The organism is Pseudomonas sp. Irchel s3h9 (assembly GCF_900187475.1).
Classification (GTDB): domain Bacteria; phylum Pseudomonadota; class Gammaproteobacteria; order Pseudomonadales; family Pseudomonadaceae; genus Aquipseudomonas; species Aquipseudomonas neuropathica.
The window spans coordinates 490399-510408 of record NZ_FYDH01000003.1; the positions used below are offsets into that span (position 1 = coordinate 490399).

A 20010-nucleotide genomic window follows, 5' to 3' on the forward strand; every position below is an offset into this window, starting at 1 on the left:
GTTTGACGGGGTAAAAAAGCGAAGGCATGATGGCCTCGCTCCCGCTAATCAGAGGCCCTGGCAAGGGCCTTCGAAGCGATGTTCGCACCTACCCCGCGAACCGCTTCGTGTCTGTACCGCCCACAAGGTGTGTTTGACGAGGTTGCCGACTGGAACGAAGTTGTCCCGAGGGACGGAAGCGTAATTAGGTAACCCGGCTTCACACTGTAGACCGTATAAAGGCCCACGACGCCCGAATGCGCCCGCAGTCCGCCACTACCTGCTCACTTCCCCTCGAGCCTATCGTTCATCCCGTCGCCTACCCCGCCGAATCCGACTTGACCACCTAAGCTTCTGGTCAGCGAGCGCAGGAATTTTCCACCGCAGAACAACTTTTCATAAAGACGCGACGAGGTTTATCTCCATGGCACTGACACGCGAACAGCAAATTGCAGCCCTCGAAAAAGACTGGGCTGAAAACCCGCGCTGGAAAGGCGTGACTCGCACTTACTCCGCTGCTGACGTCGTCCGTCTGCGTGGCTCGGTTCAACCTGAGCACACCTTTGCAAAAATGGGCGCCGACAAGCTGTGGAACCTGGTCACCCAGGGTGCCAAGCCTTCCTTCCGTCCTGAGAAAGATTTCGTCAACTGCATGGGCGCTTTGACTGGCGGCCAGGCTGTTCAACAGGTCAAAGCCGGTATCCAGGCGATCTACCTGTCGGGCTGGCAAGTGGCTGCGGACAACAACTCCGCAGAATCCATGTACCCGGATCAGTCGCTGTACCCGGTGGATTCGGTTCCAACCGTGGTCAAGCGCATCAACAACTCGTTCCGTCGTGCTGACCAGATCCAGTGGAAAGCCGGCAAGAACCCGGGCGACGACGGCTACATCGACTACTTCGCGCCGATCGTGGCTGACGCTGAAGCCGGTTTCGGCGGCGTACTGAACGCCTATGAGCTGATGAAGAGCATGATCGAAGCAGGCGCCGCTGGCGTTCACTTCGAAGACCAACTGGCTTCCGTGAAGAAGTGCGGTCACATGGGCGGCAAAGTACTGGTTCCGACTCAGGAAGCCGTACAGAAGCTGACCGCTGCACGTCTGGCTGCCGACGTTGCCGGTACTCCGACCATCATCCTGGCCCGTACCGACGCTAACGCTGCTGACCTGCTGACTTCCGACTGCGACCCGTACGACCAGCCGTTCGTAACTGGCGAGCGCACTCAGGAAGGCTTCTACAAGGTTCGCGCCGGCCTCGATCAAGCCATCGCCCGTGGCCTGGCTTATGCGCCGTACGCCGACCTGATCTGGTGCGAAACTGCCAAGCCGGATCTGGACGAGGCTCGTCGTTTCGCTGAAGCGATCAAAAAGGAATACCCGGACCAACTGCTATCGTACAACTGCTCGCCGTCCTTCAACTGGAAGAAAAACCTGGACGACGCGACCATCGCCAAATTCCAGCGCGAACTGTCCGCCATGGGTTATAAGCACCAGTTCATCACCCTGGCCGGCATTCACAACATGTGGCACAGCATGTTCAACCTGGCGCACGACTACGCCCGCAACGACATGACTGCCTACGTGAAGCTGCAGGAGCAGGAATTCGCTGACGCCGCCAAGGGTTACACCTTCGTGGCTCACCAGCAGGAAGTGGGCACCGGCTACTTCGACGACATGACCACTGTGATTCAAGGTGGCTCGTCCTCGGTAACCGCACTGACCGGTTCGACTGAAGAAGAACAGTTCCACTGATTCTGCTTCGCTGAGCAAACGGCCTTTGCGGATCGTATAGAAAGCTAACCGCAGAGCCGCAAAACTGACGCCCCGACTGGTTCGGGGCGTTTTTTTGCCCCGATTTAATGAACACCACAAATCCCTGTAGGAGTGAGCCTGCTCGCGATGGCGGTGTGTCAGCTTGCGCATACGGTGACTGACCCACCGCCATCGCGAGCAGGCTCACTCCTACAGGGATCGGTGTCGTTCGGAGAAAACATTGATCCAGAGCGGTACAACCGTCAGAAAAATCCGCTAAAACGGGCGCCGTCGCTAATTGCAGTAACGTGCAAGTAAGACAACTTCCCGACTGACATCCCGTTAAACAGTTACAAAACACCCTCAAACGATATTAATTATCATTTAGCCACAACTATGTTCGTTACATTCCCTACAAAACATTATTTGCATAAACCCGCCTAATGCCCGCAACGCATGGGCTGCAGGGCATTGGAGATGCGCTATGTCCTTATTCCAATAAATAATTTCGCTATAGGAATTTTACTTGCAGGGTGTTTAGCCATAAAATCAGCGCGATTGATTGCTGCGACATATCGTCACTGCCTATTTCTTTATCAAGCTCAGAGACCTTTGCTCTCTGTTAAGGATTACCAGCATGCCCGAAGCGACAGGACTCATGGCCCACAATTGGGGCTTTGCCATTTTCCTTCTGGGTGTCGTCGGCCTGTGTGCCTTCATGCTTGGCGTCTCCAGCCTCCTCGGGTCAAAAGCCTGGGGTCGCAGCAAAAACGAACCGTTCGAGTCGGGCATGCTACCTACCGGTGGCGCCCGCTTGCGGCTCTCAGCCAAATTCTATCTGGTCGCGATGCTCTTCGTGATCTTCGATATCGAAGCCCTCTTTCTCTTTGCATGGTCTGTGTCCGTCCGCGAAAGCGGCTGGACCGGATTCGTCGAAGCTCTCGTTTTCATAGCAATTCTGTTGGCAGGTCTTGTCTACCTGTTCCGAGTGGGCGCCCTTGACTGGGCTCCGGAAGCTCGTCGCAAGCGGCAGGCGAAGCTGAAACAATGAGGCTTTGGCAATGCAATACAATCTCACCAGGATCGACCCCGATGCTCCTAACGAGCAATATCCGATTGGCGAACGGGAAACCGTTTCCGATCCGTTAGAAGATCAAGTCCACAAAAACATTTTCATGGGCAAGCTGGAAGACGTGCTGAGTGGCGCGGTCAACTGGGGACGTAAAAACTCCCTGTGGCCGTACAACTTCGGCCTGTCGTGCTGCTACGTGGAAATGACCACCGCCTTCACGGCGCCCCACGACATCGCGCGCTTTGGCGCCGAAGTTATCCGGGCATCGCCGCGTCAGGCCGACTTCATGGTTATCGCCGGCACCTGCTTCATCAAGATGGCGCCGATCATCCAGCGTCTCTACGAGCAAATGCTCGAGCCGAAGTGGGTTATCTCCATGGGTTCGTGCGCTAACTCCGGTGGCATGTACGACATCTACTCTGTGGTTCAAGGGGTGGACAAGTTCCTGCCCGTGGACGTCTACGTACCTGGCTGCCCGCCCCGTCCGGAAGCATTTCTGCAAGGCTTGATGCTGCTGCAGGAATCGATTGGACAGGAGCGTCGTCCGCTTTCCTGGGTCGTTGGTGATCAAGGCGTGTATCGCGCCGACATGCCTTCGCAGAAGGAACAGCGCCGCGAACAGCGAATCGCAGTCACCAACCTGCGCAGCCCTGACGAAGTCTGATCCAGATCTGTTCTGAAATAGAAACGAGAAGCTGGCTTCATTCTTTACGTTGACCGAAAGCGAAAAAATAACCATGACTACAGGCAGCGCTCTGTACATCCCGCCTTATAAGGCAGACGACCAGGATGTGGTCGTTGAATTGAACAACCGTTTTGGCCCGGAGGCGTTCACCGCCCAGCCAACCCGCACCGGCATGCCGGTGCTGTGGGTGGCGCGTGCCAGACTCGTCGAAGTCCTGACTTTCCTGCGCAACCTGCCCAAGCCGTACGTCATGCTCTATGACCTGCACGGCGTGGACGAGCGTCTGCGCACCAAGCGTCAAGGGCTGCCGAGCGACGCCGAGTTCACAGTGTTCTATCACCTCATGTCGCTGGAGCGTAATAGTGACGTGATGATCAAGGTCGCCTTGTCCGAGAGCGACCTCAGCTTGCCGACCGTCACCAGCATCTGGCCGAACGCCAACTGGTACGAGCGTGAAGTCTGGGACATGTTCGGTATCGACTTCAAAGGTCACCCGCACCTGTCGCGCATCATGATGCCGCCGACCTGGGAAGGTCACCCGCTGCGCAAGGACTTCCCGGCGCGCGCCACCGAATTCGATCCGTACAGCCTCAACCTCGCCAAGCAACAGCTTGAGGAAGAAGCCGCGCGTTTCCGTCCGGAAGACTGGGGCATGAAGCGTTCCGGTCCGAACGAGGACTACATGTTCCTCAACCTCGGCCCGAACCACCCTTCTGCGCACGGTGCGTTCCGCATCATTCTGCAACTGGACGGTGAAGAGATCGTCGACTGCGTGCCGGACATTGGCTACCACCACCGTGGCGCCGAGAAGATGGCCGAGCGTCAGTCGTGGCACAGTTTCATCCCGTACACCGACCGTATTGACTACCTCGGCGGCGTGATGAACAACCTGCCGTACGTGCTCTCGGTCGAGAAGCTGGCCGGCATCAAGGTGCCTGAGAAGGTCGACGTCATCCGCATCATGATGGCCGAGTTCTTCCGGATCACCAGCCACCTGTTGTTCCTCGGGACTTACATCCAGGACGTCGGCGCCATGACTCCGGTGTTCTTCACCTTCACCGACCGCCAGAAGGCGTACACGGTGATCGAAGCCATTACCGGTTTCCGTCTGCACCCGGCCTGGTACCGCATCGGTGGCGTCGCGCACGACCTGCCACGCGGCTGGGAAAAACTGGTGAAGGACTTCGTTGAATGGCTGCCAAAACGCCTCGACGAATACACCAAGGCTGCCCTGCAGAACAGCATCCTCAAGGGCCGTACCATCGGCGTCGCCCAGTACAACACCAAAGAAGCCCTGGAATGGGGCGTCACCGGTGCTGGCCTGCGTTCGACCGGGTGCGACTTCGACCTGCGTAAAGCGCGTCCGTACTCCGGCTACGAGAACTTCGAGTTCGAAGTACCGCTGGCTGCCAACGGCGATGCCTACGACCGCTGCATGGTTCGCGTCGAAGAGATGCGCCAGAGCATCAAGATCATCGACCAGTGCATGCGCAACATGCCGGAAGGCCCGTACAAGGCGGATCACCCGCTGACCACGCCGCCGCCGAAAGAGCGCACGCTGCAGCACATCGAAACCCTGATCACGCACTTCCTGCAAGTTTCGTGGGGCCCGGTGATGCCGGCCAACGAATCCTTCCAGATGATCGAAGCGACCAAGGGTATCAACAGTTATTACCTGACGAGCGACGGCGGCACCATGAGCTACCGTACCCGGATCCGCACTCCAAGCTTCCCGCATCTGCAACAGATCCCTTCGGTGATCAAAGGCAGCATGGTCGCGGACATGATTGCGTACCTGGGTAGTATCGATTTCGTTATGGCCGACGTGGACCGCTAAGCATGAACAGCACGCTTATCCAGACAGACCGTTTCACCCTCAGTGAAACCGAGCGCTCGGCCATCGAGCACGAGCTGCATCACTACGAAGACCCGCGCGCGGCGTCGATCGAAGCCCTGAAGATCGTTCAGAAAGAACGCGGCTGGGTGCCGGATGGCGCCCTGTACGCGATCGGCGAGATCCTCGGCATCCCGGCCAGCGACGTTGAAGGTGTGGCGACGTTCTATAGCCAGATTTTCCGTCAGCCGGTTGGCCGTCACATCATTCGCGTCTGCGACAGCATGGTCTGCTACATCGGTGGCCACGAGTCGGTGGTCAGCGAAATCCAGAACAATCTGGGCATCGGTTTGGGTCAGACCACCACCGACGGTCGTTTCACCCTGCTGCCTGTCTGCTGCCTCGGCAACTGCGACAAGGCACCGGCGCTGATGATCGACGACGACACCTTTGGTGATGTGCAGCCTGCTGGCGTCGCCAAACTGCTCGAGGGCTACGTATGACCCTGACATCTTTCGGTCCTGCCAACCGCATTCAGCGTTCGGCTGAGACTCACCCGCTGACCTGGCGCCTGCGCGATGACGGCGAAGCCGTGTGGCTCGACGAATACCAGGCCAAGAACGGTTACGCCGCTGCGCGCAAAGCCTTCGCCGACATGGATCAGGACGCCATCGTCCAGACCGTGAAAGACGCCGGCCTCAAAGGTCGCGGCGGTGCAGGCTTCCCCACGGGCGTGAAGTGGGGCCTGATGCCCAAAGACGAATCCATCAACATCCGCTACCTGCTGTGCAACGCGGATGAAATGGAGCCGAACACCTGGAAAGACCGCATGCTGATGGAGCAACTGCCCCATCTGCTGATCGAAGGCATGCTGATCAGTGCTCGCGCGCTGAAAACCTACCGTGGCTACATCTTCCTGCGTGGCGAATACACCACCGCCGCCAAGCACCTCAACCGTGCCGTAGAAGAAGCCAAGGCAGCGGGCCTGCTGGGTAAAAACATTCTCGGCAGCGGTTTTGATTTCGAGCTGTTCGTCCACACCGGCGCCGGGCGTTACATCTGCGGTGAAGAAACCGCACTGATCAACTCCCTCGAAGGCCGCCGCGCCAACCCGCGCTCCAAGCCGCCCTTCCCTGCCGCCGTCGGCGTGTGGGGCAAGCCGACCTGCGTGAACAACGTGGAAACCCTGTGCAACGTGCCGGCGATCATTGCCGACGGCGTTGACTGGTACAAATCGTTGGCCCGCGAAGGTTCCGAAGACATGGGCACCAAGCTCATGGGCTTCTCCGGCAAAGTCAAAAACCCTGGCCTGTGGGAACTGCCATTCGGGGTCACCGGTCGCGAGTTGTTCGAAGACTACGCCGGCGGCATGCGCGACGGCTTCAAACTCAAGGCCTGGCAGCCAGGCGGAGCCGGTACCGGTTTCCTCCTGCCAGAACACCTCGACGCACAAATGTACGCCGGCGGCATCGCCAAAGTGGGCACCCGTATGGGTACCGGCCTGGCCATGGCGGTGGACGACAGCGTCAACATGGTCTCCTTGCTGCGCAACATGGAGCAGTTCTTCGCTCGCGAGTCGTGCGGTTTCTGCACCCCGTGCCGCGATGGTTTGCCATGGAGCGTCAAGCTCTTGATGGCCATCGAACAAGGCCGCGGTCAGCCAGGCGATATCGAGACCCTGCTGGGTCTGGTCAACTTCCTCGGCCCTGGCAAGACCTTCTGTGCTCACGCACCGGGTGCCGTGGAACCGTTGGGCAGTGCCATCAAATACTTCCGTCCAGAGTTCGAAGCCGGTATCGCGCCAGTCAGCGCCGCCGTCCCGCCTCTGGCAAGGCCGATCGTAATCGGCGCGTAAACGCTTAAAAAGGCGAAGGGTCCGTGCCCTTCGCCTTTCGTCCGATGACGCCTTTCGGGGCTGACTGGATTCGGACGGATAACAAGATTCCATTAGCCACGCCCGCTGACACCGGGCCAACGAAGACCTTTGAACCATGGCCACTATCCACGTAGACGGCAAAGCGCTCGAAGTCGACGGGGCAGACAACCTGTTACAGGCATGTCTGTCGCTGGGCCTCGACATCCCTTATTTCTGCTGGCACCCCGCGCTTGGTAGCGTCGGGGCCTGTCGCCAGTGCGCGGTCAAGCAGTACACCGACGAGAACGACACCCGTGGTCGCATCGTCATGTCCTGCATGACCCCGGCCACCGACAACACCTGGATCTCCATCGACGATGAAGAATCCAAGGCGTTCCGCGCCAGTGTTGTTGAATGGCTGATGACCAACCACCCGCACGACTGCCCTGTGTGCGAAGAAGGCGGTCACTGCCACCTGCAAGACATGACCGTGATGACCGGCCACAACGAGCGCCGGTATCGCTTCACCAAACGCACCCACCAGAACCAGCAACTGGGCCCGTTCATTTCTCACGAAATGAACCGCTGCATCGCTTGCTACCGCTGCGTGCGTTTCTACAAGGATTACGCCGGCGGCACCGACCTCGGTGTGTTCGGCGCCCACGACAACGTGTACTTCGGTCGCGTTGAAGACGGCACCCTCGAAAGCGAGTTCTCCGGCAACCTCACCGAGGTCTGCCCGACCGGTGTGTTCACCGACAAGACTCACTCCGAGCGCTACAACCGTAAGTGGGACATGCAGTTCGCGCCGAGCATCTGCCATGGCTGCTCGAGCGGTTGCAACATCTCCCCGGGCGAGCGTTACGGCGAACTGCGTCGCATCGAAAACCGTTTCAACGGTTCGGTGAACCAGTACTTCCTGTGCGACCGTGGCCGTTTCGGTTATGGCTACGTCAACCGCACCGACCGTCCACGTCAGCCGCTGCTGGCCGACGGCACCAAACTCGGTCTGGACGCTGCGCTGGATAAAGCCGCTGATCTGCTGCGCGGGCGCAATATCGTCGGTATCGGTTCGCCGCGCGCCAGCCTCGAAAGCAACTACGCGTTGCGCGAACTGGTCGGCGCCGAGCACTTCTACTCGGGTATCGAAGCCTCCGAGCTGGAACGCATCCGTCTGGTCCTGCAAGTGCTCAAAGACAGCCCGCTGCCAGTGCCAAACATGCGCGACATCGAAGACCACGACGCCGTGTTCGTCCTCGGTGAAGACCTGACCCAGACCGCCGCCCGTATGGCGCTGTCGCTGCGTCAATCGGTCAAAGGCAAAGCTGAAGACATGGCCGAAGCCATGCGCGTTCAGCCTTGGCTCGACGCGGCGGTGAAGAACATCGGTCAGCACGCGCTGAACCCGCTGTTCATCGCCAGCCTGGCGGAAACCAAGCTCGACGACATCGCTGAAGAATGCGTACACGCCGCTCCAGACGATCTGGCGCGCATCGGTTTCGCCGTGGCTCACGCTCTGGACGCCAGTGCCCCTGCCGTTGAAGGTCTGGACGCTGAAGCACTGGAACTGGCCAAGCGCATCGCCGACGCCCTGCTCGCGGCAAAACGTCCACTGATCATCGCTGGTACTTCGCTGGGCTCCAAAGCCTTGATCGAAGCCGCCGCCAACATCGCTAAGGCGCTGAAGCTGCGCGAGAAGAACGGTTCGATCAGCCTGATCGTGCCGGAAGCCAACAGCCTTGGTCTGGCCATGCTCGGTGGCGAATCGGTCGACGCGGCGCTGCAAGCCGTCATCGACGGTAAGGCTGACGCGATCGTTGTGCTGGAAAACGATCTGTACACCCGCACCGCCAAAGACAAAGTCGATGCTGCACTGAACGCTGCGCAAGTGGTGATCGTTGCTGACCATCAGAAGACGGCTACCAGCGACCGCGCGCACCTGGTTCTGCCAGCAGCAAGCTTCGCTGAAGGCGACGGTACTTTGGTCAGCCAGGAAGGTCGCGCCCAGCGCTTCTTCCAGGTTTTCGACCCGCAATACATGGACGCGAGCATCCTGGTTCACGAAGGCTGGCGCTGGCTGCACGCCCTGCGCGCGACCCTGTTGAACCAGCCGATCGACTGGACGCAACTCGACCACGTGACTGCTGCCGTTGCTTCGAGCACCGAGCAACTGGCGCGTATCGTCGACGCAGCACCGTCCGCCGCGTTCCGCATCAAGGGTCTGAAACTGGCGCGTGAGCCGCTGCGTTACTCCGGTCGCACCGCGATGCGCGCCGACATCAGCGTTCATGAACCGCGCACCCCGCAAGACAAAGACACCGCGTTTGCCTTCTCCATGGAAGGTTACTCGGGCTCTGCCGAACCGCGTCAGCAAGTGCCATTTGCATGGTCGCCGGGCTGGAACTCGCCACAAGCGTGGAACAAGTTCCAGGACGAAGTCGGTGGTCACATTCGCGCTGGCGACCCGGGCACCCGCCTGATCGAAAGCACCGGTGATTCGCTGAACTGGTTCGCTGCAGCGCCACGCGCGTTCAACCCGGCGCCGGGCACCTGGCAAGCCGTGCCGTTCTTCCACCTGTTAGGCAGCGAAGAAAACTCTTCGAAAGCCGCCCCGGTTCAAGAGCGCATTCCGGCTCCATACGTGGCTCTGGCCAAGTCGGAAGCGGATCGTCTGGGCGTCAACGACGGTGCCCTGCTGAGCCTGAACGTGGCCGGTCAGACCCTGCGTCTGCCGCTGCGCATCAATGAAGAACTGGGCGCCGGTCTGGTGGCATTGCCTGCGGGCATCGCCGGCATTCCACCGGCATTCGCCGGCGTATCCGTCGACGGTCTGCAGGAGGCAGCGCAATGACCTGGTTCACCCCTGAAGTGATCGATGTGATCCTCTCGGTCGTCAAAGCCATCGTGATTCTGCTGGCCGTTGTGGTTGCAGGCGCGTTGCTCAGCTTTGTCGAACGTCGCCTGCTGGGCTGGTGGCAGGACCGTTACGGTCCGAACCGTGTTGGCCCGTTCGGTATGTTCCAGATCGCCGCCGACATGCTGAAGATGTTCTTCAAGGAAGACTGGACCCCGCCGTTTGCCGACAAGGTGATCTTCACCCTGGCACCGGTGGTGGCCATGTCCGCCCTGCTGATCGCCTTTGCGATCATCCCGATCACCCCGACCTGGGGCGTCGCGGATCTGAACATCGGCCTGCTGTTCTTCTTCGCCATGGCCGGTCTGTCGGTCTACGCGGTGCTGTTCGCCGGCTGGTCGAGTAACAACAAGTTCGCCCTGCTCGGCAGCTTGCGTGCGTCGGCGCAGACCGTGTCCTACGAAGTGTTCATGGGCCTGGCCCTGATGGGCATCGTGGTGCAGGTCGGCTCGTTCAACATGCGCGACATCGTCGAGTACCAGGCGCAGAACCTGTGGTTCATCATTCCGCAGTTCTTCGGCTTCTGTACTTTCTTCATCGCTGGCGTCGCCGTGACTCACCGTCACCCGTTCGACCAGCCGGAAGCGGAACAGGAACTGGCCGACGGTTACCACATTGAATACGCCGGTATGAAATGGGGCATGTTCTTCGTCGGTGAATACATCGGCATCATCCTGATCTCGGCGCTGCTGGTCACCCTGTTCTTCGGTGGCTGGCACGGTCCGTTCGGCATCTTGCCGCAACTGGCCTTCGTCTGGTTCGCACTGAAGACCGCGTTCTTCATCATGCTGTTCATCCTGCTGCGCGCTTCCATTCCGCGTCCGCGTTATGACCAGGTGATGGATTTCAGCTGGAAATTCTGCCTGCCACTGACCCTGATCAATTTGCTGGTGACCGCTGCGGTCGTGTTGTGGAACACGCCTGCAGTCGCGGTTCAGTGAGGATTTGACCCATGTTCAAATATATTGGCGACATCGTTAAGGGTACTGGTACCCAGTTGCGCAGCCTGGTCATGGTCTTCGGCCATGGCTTTCGCAAGCGCGACACCCTGCAATACCCGGAAGAAGCGGTCTACCTGCCACCACGCTACCGTGGTCGCATCGTCCTGACCCGCGACCCCGATGGCGAAGAGCGTTGCGTTGCCTGCAACCTGTGCGCCGTGGCTTGCCCGGTGGGTTGCATCTCGCTGCAGAAAGCGGAAACCGAAGACGGTCGCTGGTACCCGGACTTCTTCCGTATCAACTTCTCGCGCTGCATTTTCTGCGGTCTCTGCGAGGAAGCCTGTCCGACCACCGCGATCCAGCTGACTCCGGATTTCGAGATGGCCGAGTTCAAACGTCAGGACCTGGTGTACGAGAAAGAAGATCTGTTGATCTCCGGCCCCGGCAAAAACCCTGATTACAACTTCTATCGTGTTGCAGGTATGGCAATCGCTGGCAAGCCGAAAGGCTCCGCGCAGAACGAAGCCGAACCGATCAACGTGAAGAGCTTGCTGCCTTAAGGAAGAACGATGGAATTCGCTTTCTATTTCGCATCGGGTATCGCTGTTGTGTCCACGCTTCGCGTAGTCACCAACACCAACCCTGTGCACGCCCTGCTCTACCTGATCATCTCGTTGATCGCCGTGGCCATGACCTTCTTCGCACTCGGCGCGCCGTTCGCCGGCGTGCTGGAAGTGATCGCCTACGCCGGCGCCATCATGGTGCTGTTCGTGTTCGTGGTGATGATGCTGAACCTCGGCCCGGCCTCGGTTCAGCAAGAACGCGTCTGGCTCAAGCCCGGCATCTGGGCCGGTCCGGTGATTCTCGCCGCCTTGCTGCTGGCCGAACTGCTGTATGTGCTGTTCGCTCACCAGAGCGGCCAGGCCATCGGCCACACCACCGTAGACGCGAAAGCCGTGGGCATCAGCCTGTTCGGTCCGTACCTGCTGGTGGTCGAACTCGCCTCGATGCTGCTGCTTGCCGCAGCCGTCACGGCGTTCCATTTGGGCCGTAACGAGGCGAAGGAGTAAGACATGCCTGCTATCCCTCTCGAACATGGTCTGGCAGTTGCCGGCATCCTGTTCTGCCTTGGTCTGGTCGGCCTGATGGTCCGCCGCAACATTTTGTTCGTGTTGATGAGTCTGGAAGTGATGATGAACGCCTCTGCACTGGCGTTCATTGTTGCTGGCGCCCGTTGGGGCCAGCCGGATGGACAGATCATGTTCATCCTGGTGATCAGCCTTGCAGCCGCCGAGGCCAGTATTGGTCTGGCGATCCTGCTGCAACTGTATCGCCGCTTCCACACGCTCGATATCGACGCTGCCAGTGAGATGCGCGGATGAATCTTATCTTTCTGACTTTCGTATTCCCTCTGATCGGTTTCCTGCTGCTGTCGTTCTCCCGTGGACGCTGGTCGGAAAACCTCTCGGCACTGATCGGCGTGGGTTCCATTGGCTTGTCGGCGATCGTCGCCGCCTACGTCATCTGGCAATTCAACGTCGCACCTCCCGAAGGCGGTCACTACACCCTGGTGCTGTGGAAGTGGATGGCGGTCGAAGGCTTCAAGCCTGACTTCGCCCTCTACGTCGACGGCCTGTCGATCACCATGCTCGGCGTGGTCGTTGGCGTCGGTTTCCTGATCCACCTGTTCGCATCCTGGTACATGCGCGGCGAAGCGGGCTACTCGCGCTTCTTCTCGTACACCAACCTGTTTATCGCCAGCATGCTGTTCCTGGTACTCGGCGATAACCTGTTGTTCCTGTACTTCGGCTGGGAAGGCGTGGGCCTGTGCTCGTACCTGTTGATCGGTTTCTACTACAGCAACCGCAACAACGGTAACGCCGCACTCAAGGCCTTCATCGTGACCCGGATCGGCGACGTGTTCATGGCCATCGGCCTGTTCATCCTGTTCCAGCAAGTGGGCACGCTGAACATCCAGGAACTGCTGGTGCTGGCACCGCAGAAATTCCAGGTCGGTGACTTCTGGATCACCCTGGCGACCCTGATGCTGCTGGGTGGCGCTGTAGGTAAATCGGCACAACTGCCGCTGCAAACCTGGCTCGCGGACGCAATGGCCGGTCCTACTCCGGTTTCGGCACTGATCCACGCCGCGACCATGGTGACCGCAGGCGTTTACCTGATCGCCCGTACTCACGGTCTGTTCACCCTGGCGCCGGACATCCTGCATCTGGTTGGCATCGTAGGTGGTGTGACTCTGGTTCTGGCCGGTTTCGCGGCACTGGTACAAACCGACATCAAACGTATCCTCGCCTACTCGACCATGAGCCAGATCGGCTACATGTTCCTGGCGCTCGGCGTTGGTGCATGGGATGGCGCGATTTTCCACCTGATGACCCACGCCTTCTTCAAGGCCCTGCTGTTCCTTGCTTCCGGTGCGGTGATCGTTGCCTGCCACCACGAGCAGAACATCTTCAAGATGGGCGGTCTGTGGAAGAAACTGCCACTGGCCTATGCCAGTTTCATCGTTGGTGGTGCCGCCCTGGCCGCTCTGCCACTGGTTACCGCAGGCTTCTACTCCAAGGACGAAATCCTTTGGGAAGCGTTCGCCAGCGGCAACCACGGTCTGCTTTACGCAGGTCTGGTCGGCGCGTTCATGACTTCGCTGTACACCTTCCGCCTGATCTTCATCACGTTCCACGGTGAAGCCAAGACTGAAGCCCACGCCGGTCACGGCATCTCGCACTGGCTGCCACTGTCGGTGCTGATCGTGCTGTCGACTTTCGTCGGCGCCATGATCGTGCCACCGCTGCACGGCGTGCTGCCAGAAAGCGTTGGTCATGCCGGTGGCGAAGCCAAGCACAGTCTGGAAATCGCTTCGGGCGCCATCGCCCTGGCCGGTATCCTGCTGGCAGCGCTGCTGTTCCTCGGCAAGCGTCGCTTCGTAACGGCAATCGCCAATAGCGGCATCGGCCGCTTCCTTTCGGCCTGGTGGTTCGCTGCCTGGGGCTTCGACTGGATCTACGACAAACTGTTCGTCAAGCCTTACCTGGCGATCAGCCACGTACTGCGCAAAGACCCGCTCGACCAGACCATTGGTCTGATCCCGCGTATGGCCAAGGGTGGTCACACTGCCCTGAGCCGCACCGAGACCGGTCAACTGCGTTGGTACGCTGCTTCGATGGCTGCTGGTGCCGTGCTGGTGATTGGCGCCATCGTGCTGGTAGCGGTCTGATATGAACCTTGCGAATTTGCGAAAGGAAACGAGCCCGTCATGATTCTGCCTTGGCTAATCCTGATCCCCTTCATCGGCGGCCTGCTGTGCTGGATGGGTGAGCGCTTCGGCGCTACCCTCCCGCGCTGGATTGCGCTGTTGACCATGACCCTGGAACTCGCCCTCGGCCTCTGGCTGTGGGCCCACGGTGACTATTCATTTGCACCGGCGCCTGGCGCCGATCCGACCTGGGCGCTTGAGTTCAAGCATGTCTGGATCCAGCGCTTCGGCATCAACGTGCACCTGGCCCTCGACGGCCTGTCGCTGTTGATGATCCTGCTGACCGGTCTGCTGGGTATCCTCTCGGTACTCTGCTCGTGGAAAGAGATTCAACGTCACGTTGGCTTCTTCCACCTGAACCTGATGTGGATCCTGGGCGGCGTTGTCGGCGTGTTCCTCGCCCTCGACCTGTTCATGTTCTTCTTCTTCTGGGAAATGATGCTGGTGCCGATGTACTTCCTCATCGCGCTCTGGGGTCACAGTTCTTCGGACGGCAAGAAAACCCGGATCTACGCAGCGACCAAGTTCTTCATCTTCACTCAGGCTTCCGGCCTGATCATGTTGGTGGCGATCCTCGGTCTGGTGCTGGTCAACTTCAACAATACTGGCGTGATTACCTTCAACTACGCCGACCTGTTGAAAACCAAGATGTCGATGACCACCGAGTACATTCTGATGCTCGGCTTCTTCATCGCCTTCGCGGTCAAGCTGCCAGTGGTTCCGTTCCACTCGTGGTTGCCTGATGCCCACGCCCAGGCGCCGACTGCCGGTTCCGTCGACCTCGCCGGTATCTTGCTGAAAACCGCTGCCTACGGTCTGCTGCGTTTCGCCCTGCCGCTGTTCCCGAATGCTTCGGCCGAGTTTGCGCCGATTGCCATGACCCTCGGTCTGATCGGGATCTTCTACGGTGCGTTCCTCGCTTTCGCACAAACCGATATCAAGCGTCTGATCGCCTTCTCGTCCGTTTCCCACATGGGTTTCGTGTTGATCGGCATCTACTCCGGCAGCCAACTGGCGCTGCAAGGTGCAGTGATCCAGATGTTGGCGCACGGTGTGTCGGCGGCGGCACTGTTTATCCTCAGCGGTCAGTTGTACGAGCGTCTGCACACTCGTGACATGCGTGAGATGGGCGGTCTGTGGTCGCGTATCGCTTACCTGCCGGCGATCAGCCTGTTCTTTGCAGCCGCTTCGTTGGGTCTGCCGGGTACCGGTAACTTTGTCGGCGAGTTCCTGATCCTGATCGGCTCCTTCGCAAGCTGGCCGTGGATCACTGCAATTGCCACCTCCGGTCTGGTGTTCGGTTCGGTCTACTCGCTGATCATGATCCACCGTGCCTACTTCGGTCCGTCGAAATCGGATTCGATCCTGCACGGTATGGACGCTCGCGAACTGATCATGGTGCTGGGCCTTGCGGTGCTGCTGGTTTACCTCGGCGTCTACCCGCAACCGTTCCTCGACACCTCTGCCGCCACGATGCATGGCGTGCAGCAGTGGCTCGGCACCGCCTTCACTCAACTCGCTTCGGCCCGGTAAGAGCGCTATGGAATTCACGATTCAACACTTTATTGCGCTTGCGCCACTGTTGATCACCAGCCTCACCATTATCGTGGTGATGCTGGCAATCGCCTGGCGCCGCAACCACTCGCAGACCTTCCTGATCTCGGTCGCCGGTCTGAACCTGGCCTTGCTGTCGATCCTGCCAGCCCTGAAAGTCGCGCCTCTGGCCGTGACTCCACTGCTGCAAATCGACACCTTCGCTTGCCTGTACATGGCGCTGATCCTGGTCGCCACCCTCGCCTGCGTCACCCTCGCCCACGCCTACTTGGGTGATGGCGGTTCGGGTTACCCGGGCAACCGTGAAGAACTGTACCTGCTGATCCTGATGGCCGCCGCCGGTGGTCTGGTTCTGGTCAGCGCGCAGCACCTGGCCGGTTTGTTCATCGGTCTGGAACTGCTCTCGGTGCCGGTTTACGGTCTGGTGGCTTATGCCTTCTTCAACAAGCGTTCGCTGGAAGCCGGCATCAAATACATGGTGCTGTCGGCCGCCGGTTCTGCATTCCTTTTGTTCGGTATGGCGCTGCTGTACGCAGACTCGGGTTCGCTGAGCTTCGTTGGCATCGGTCAGGCTCTGGCTGCGACTGGCCTGCCTAGCTCGCTGGCACAACTGGGCCTGGGCATGATGCTGATCGGTCTGGCGTTCAAGCTGTCGCTGGTACCGTTCCACCTGTGGACGCCGGACGTTTACGAAGGTGCTCCGGCACCGGTGGCTGCGTTCCTCGCGACTGCGTCGAAGGTTGCGGTGTTTGCGGTGATGGTGCGTCTGTTCCAGATCTCCCCTGCTGCCAGCAGCGGCGTCCTGAGCGACGTGCTGACCGTCATCGCGATCGCCTCGATCCTGTTCGGTAACCTGCTGGCCCTGACCCAGAGCAACCTCAAGCGTCTGCTCGGTTACTCGTCCATCGCGCACTTCGGCTACCTGCTGATCGCACTGGTGGCAAGCAAGGGTCTGGCGGTGGAAGCCATCGGCGTGTACCTGGTCACCTACGTGATCACCAGCCTCGGCGCGTTCGGCGTGATCACCCTGATGTCCTCGCCGTACAACGGCCGTGACGCGGACGCCCTGTACGAATACCGCGGCCTGTTCTGGCGCCGTCCGTACCTGACCGCCGTACTGACCGTGATGATGCTGTCCCTGGCCGGTATCCCGCTGACCGCGGGCTTCATCGGCAAGTTCTACATCATCGCCACCGGTGTTGAATCGCACCAATGGTGGCTGGTAGGTTCGCTGGTACTGGGCAGCGCCATCGGCGTCTTCTACTACCTGCGCGTGATGGTCACCCTGTACCTGATCGAACCAAACCTGCGCCGCCACGACGCCCAGCTGCACTGGGAACAAAAGGCAGGCGGCGTGATGCTGCTGGCCATCGCCCTGGTCGCGTTCTTCCTCGGCGTTTACCCGCAGCCATTGCTGACTCTGGTTCAGCAGGCGGGTCTGGCGGGCTGATAGCTCGGCTGGAACTGGCTACAAACGGAAATGGCACCTTCGGGTGCCGTTTTTGTTTTGTGCGGATCAACATCAAAAGAATGCAGCCTTTGGCGTTTCCTACAGCGTGTACGCCATTTCAATGTAGGAGTTGCCGCAGGCTGCGATCTTTTGATCTTTATCGCAACGCTTTCACCATTGGCACACACGCCAGTTGCAGGCCCGAAGGCGATTGATAAATCGCACTCCCCTCCCCGATGTAACCGCAACGCCGGTAAAAATCGGCAGCGTTCACCGTCGCGTCCAGACAGACTTCTTTCAGCCCCTGCGCCCTCGCCAGATCTTCGAGAAAGTGCAAAACGTGTTTACCCAGTCCGCGCTGCATGAAATCCGGATGAATGAAGATTGCACCGATTTCACGGTGCTCCAGATCAAGCATTCCGGTTGCCACGGGCTCGCCCTCAACGAAGCCCAGATAGAAATGCTTTTCCATGAGTGTGTCGTAACCGTCCTCAGCCGAACCCTTGGTCCAGTCGTGCATTTGCTGCTCGGTGTAGGCACCGATGCATTGATGCCTGATCGCCATGCGTCGTATGTCGAATGCGGTTTGGGCGTCATTCGCGGTGGCTCTTCTGATGTCGAACATTTCTCTCTCCATGAGCCATGTGCGGACGGGAACGAAAAAGCCCCGTCCATTTCTGGCGGGGCTTCGGGTACACGTCAAATGACAAACACGTATGACCTTATGGCCCGCCGGAAGCGGTCATTGAGGCGCACATCATGTTCATTCGGTGGTGGGCAGTCATGATCGGATAGTGCTGTGGATTGTTCCGACACGTCAATTGCGAAGTCTCTTTGTTGCTCTACCGAAAGCTCTTGCAAGAAGGTCAGGTTCGTCCTACAGCCAGAATTGAGGCACTTCTCTATCCTCAGTAATTGCTGAAAAGATCAATCGAGGCACGGAGGAACAATGAAACGAGACATTTTTTCCGAACTACTGGACGGCTTGAAATCCTTGGCAGATGAGCGCGAAGGCAAAGTCAAACTACGGACCACCAAGCTTCATCTGGTAAAGGATTCCGATAAAAGCGAGGAAACAAACAATCCCATACACCGATTGAGTTCAAACCAAACGCACATGACGAAATTGTAATTCCCTCATCACCTCGGCGTTATCCGCAGCTTGCAACGATGTTACCCGGCGACCATGCCGGCGGGCGCTTGCCCGTCGAACAATAAAACCCACGCCGAAGCACGTTCCCGTTCTGCCGAACCCAAGGAGTGTTTGATGGTTAACAATTCAAAAATGTCGATGGCCGCTTTAGCGGTGGTGGTTGGCTCCGGGCCGTCCGTAGTGTTTGCAGAAGAAAAAGCCGAAGGCTTTATCGAAGGCAGCAGCCTGACGGTGCTCAACCGCAACTTCTACTTCAATCGTGATCACCGCAACGGCGAGTCCAGCCCGACCGGCAACGGTTATTCCGAAGCCTGGTCGCATGCGGTGATCAGCAAGTTCGAATCCGGGTTTACCCAAGGCACCGTCGGAGTGGGTGTTGATGCGTTTGCGATGATCGGTTTGAAACTCGACACCGGTGACGGGCGCAACGGTGGGCGCAGTTCGTTTGATGTGTTGCCGGTCAACAGTGACGGCGAGGCGCGGGACGAATACACCAAGGTCGGTGGCGCCGCGAAAGTGCGGGCATTCGATACGGTGGTCAAGTTCGGTGATGTGTTCCCGGCCAACCCGGTCGTGGCGGCGGGTGACTCGCGTCTGCTGCCAGAAAGCTTTCGCGGCGTGACGGCGACCAACACCAGTATTGAAGGTCTATCGGTTCAGGGCGGTCGACTGCACGCGATGAGCCAACCGGTGTCCAGCGACATGCGCGAGAACTTCGCGACCTTTTATGCCGGCCCGGTCAATTCGCCCTGGATCGCGTACGGCGGCGGCGATTATGCGCTGAACAAAAACCTCAGTTTCAGCCTGTATTCCAGTCGCCTCAAGGATGCCTGGAATCAGTACTACGCCGGCACCGCGTGGACGTATCCGCTGTCGGATGACTTGTCGCTGTTCGGCGGCCTGAACTATTACAAGGCAGTCGACGAGGGCAAACAACTGCTCGGCGAATTCGACAACAACATCTGGAGCGGCCGTGTCGGCGTGAAACTCGGCGCGCATTCCGTCGCCCTCTCCCACCAGCGCAACAACGGCAACGACGATTTCGATTACCTGCGCCAGTCCGACTCGATCTTCCTCGACAACTCCATCCAGTACAGCGACTTCAACTCGCCCAAGGAGCGTTCATGGATGGTGCGCTACGACCTCGACATGACCCCCTATGGCGTGCCCGGTCTGTCGTTCATGACCCGTTATGCGCGCGGCACCGACGCCGATTATTCCAACGCCAACGCCGTGTACATGCGCCGCGATGCTGAAGGCAATCCGCTGACGGATCAGAAGCGTTGGGAGCGGGATATCGAAGTCAAATACGTGGTGCAGAGTGGTTCGTTGAAGGACATGTCACTGCGCTTGCGCCAGGCCACCACTCGCGCCACGGCGTTCGAGTCGGATCTGGATGAAGTGCGGGTGATTGTCGAGTATCCGTTGGCGATTCTCTGAGTTTACGAGCAATGCACATTCACCTTTAGAAGCTCCTTGCTCCTTTGGAAAGAGGTGAATTTTTTGGCGTCCTTCGGGGCGCCTTTTTTATATCTGGTGTGTACCTGATGTT

Annotated in this window: 16 protein-coding genes and 1 pseudogene; 16 read left to right on the forward strand and 1 reads right to left on the reverse strand. The window is 59.1% G+C overall.

All coding sequences use genetic code 11. The features are described 5' to 3' along the window. The first annotated feature begins 403 nt into the window (after positions 1-403). From aceA to nuoN, 14 genes are all read left to right on the forward strand, one after another. Positions 404-1729 (forward strand): isocitrate lyase, encoded by a 1326-nt coding sequence (aceA, locus tag CKW26_RS07330; protein WP_007920195.1) that lies wholly within the window; start codon positions 404-406, stop codon positions 1727-1729. A 637-nt stretch (positions 1730-2366) separates the two neighbouring features. After that, positions 2367-2780: an NADH-quinone oxidoreductase subunit A gene (locus CKW26_RS07335; protein ID WP_003223812.1), complete on the forward strand. Its 414-nt coding sequence runs from the start codon at positions 2367-2369 to the stop codon at positions 2778-2780. 10 nt (positions 2781-2790) lie between these two features. Next, positions 2791-3465 carry an NADH-quinone oxidoreductase subunit B family protein gene (locus tag CKW26_RS07340; protein ID WP_003223809.1) on the forward strand — a complete coding sequence of 225 codons (675 nt, stop codon included), beginning with the start codon at positions 2791-2793 and terminating at the stop codon, positions 3463-3465. A gap of 73 nt (positions 3466-3538) precedes the next feature. Next, positions 3539-5323, forward strand: coding sequence for an NADH-quinone oxidoreductase subunit C/D (gene nuoC / locus CKW26_RS07345; RefSeq protein ID WP_093434270.1), 1785 nt, complete (start codon positions 3539-3541; stop codon positions 5321-5323). Positions 5324-5325: 2 nt separating this feature from the next. Further along, on the forward strand, positions 5326-5823 hold the full coding sequence (nuoE, locus tag CKW26_RS07350; RefSeq protein ID WP_007920186.1) for an NADH-quinone oxidoreductase subunit NuoE: 498 nt from the start codon (positions 5326-5328) through the stop codon (positions 5821-5823). Beyond that, entirely contained in the window at positions 5820-7175 is a 1356-nt protein-coding gene (gene nuoF, locus CKW26_RS07355; protein WP_007920184.1) for an NADH-quinone oxidoreductase subunit NuoF, read from the forward strand. The genes nuoE and nuoF overlap by 4 nt, the downstream gene beginning before the upstream one ends. 136 nt (positions 7176-7311) lie before the next feature. Continuing rightward, positions 7312-10026, forward strand: a complete 2715-nt coding sequence (gene nuoG / locus CKW26_RS07360) for an NADH-quinone oxidoreductase subunit NuoG (RefSeq protein WP_095048077.1) — start codon at positions 7312-7314, stop codon at positions 10024-10026. After that, positions 10023-11030 (forward strand): NADH-quinone oxidoreductase subunit NuoH, encoded by a 1008-nt coding sequence (nuoH, locus tag CKW26_RS07365; RefSeq protein WP_007920179.1) that lies wholly within the window; start codon positions 10023-10025, stop codon positions 11028-11030. The genes nuoG and nuoH overlap by 4 nt, the downstream gene beginning before the upstream one ends. Positions 11031-11041: 11 nt before the next feature. After that, positions 11042-11590 (forward strand): NADH-quinone oxidoreductase subunit NuoI, encoded by a 549-nt coding sequence (nuoI, locus tag CKW26_RS07370; protein WP_007920177.1) that lies wholly within the window; start codon positions 11042-11044, stop codon positions 11588-11590. A gap of 9 nt (positions 11591-11599) precedes the next feature. Further along, the gene (gene nuoJ, locus CKW26_RS07375) at positions 11600-12100 is read left to right on the forward strand and encodes an NADH-quinone oxidoreductase subunit J (RefSeq protein WP_007920176.1); all 501 of its coding nucleotides are present in this window, start codon (positions 11600-11602) and stop codon (positions 12098-12100) included. Positions 12101-12103: 3 nt separating this feature from the next. After that, positions 12104-12412: an NADH-quinone oxidoreductase subunit NuoK gene (nuoK, locus tag CKW26_RS07380; RefSeq protein ID WP_003223790.1), complete on the forward strand. Its 309-nt coding sequence runs from the start codon at positions 12104-12106 to the stop codon at positions 12410-12412. Then, the gene (gene nuoL, locus CKW26_RS07385; RefSeq protein ID WP_095048078.1) at positions 12409-14262 is read left to right on the forward strand and encodes an NADH-quinone oxidoreductase subunit L; all 1854 of its coding nucleotides are present in this window, start codon (positions 12409-12411) and stop codon (positions 14260-14262) included. The genes nuoK and nuoL overlap by 4 nt, the downstream gene beginning before the upstream one ends. A gap of 39 nt (positions 14263-14301) precedes the next feature. Continuing rightward, positions 14302-15834: an NADH-quinone oxidoreductase subunit M gene (nuoM, locus tag CKW26_RS07390; protein WP_016986254.1), complete on the forward strand. Its 1533-nt coding sequence runs from the start codon at positions 14302-14304 to the stop codon at positions 15832-15834. A gap of 7 nt (positions 15835-15841) precedes the next feature. Then, positions 15842-17305 (forward strand): NADH-quinone oxidoreductase subunit NuoN, encoded by a 1464-nt coding sequence (gene nuoN / locus CKW26_RS07395; protein WP_007920173.1) that lies wholly within the window; start codon positions 15842-15844, stop codon positions 17303-17305. 157 nt (positions 17306-17462) lie between these two features. On the opposite strand, the gene CKW26_RS07400 is transcribed toward nuoN, so the two are convergent. Next, positions 17463-17930, reverse strand: a complete 468-nt coding sequence (locus tag CKW26_RS07400; protein ID WP_095048079.1) for a GNAT family N-acetyltransferase — start codon at positions 17928-17930, stop codon at positions 17463-17465. A 324-nt stretch (positions 17931-18254) separates the two neighbouring features. Here CKW26_RS07400 and CKW26_RS30205 point away from each other — a divergent pair. Together CKW26_RS30205 and CKW26_RS07410 are read left to right on the forward strand one after the other, a co-directional pair. After that, a pseudogene (locus tag CKW26_RS30205) lies at positions 18255-18359 on the forward strand (transcriptional regulator); the annotation flags it as partial. A 213-nt stretch (positions 18360-18572) separates the two neighbouring features. Further along, positions 18573-19898, forward strand: a complete 1326-nt coding sequence (locus tag CKW26_RS07410) for an OprD family porin (protein WP_095048080.1) — start codon at positions 18573-18575, stop codon at positions 19896-19898. The last annotated feature ends 112 nt before the right edge of the window (positions 19899-20010 follow it).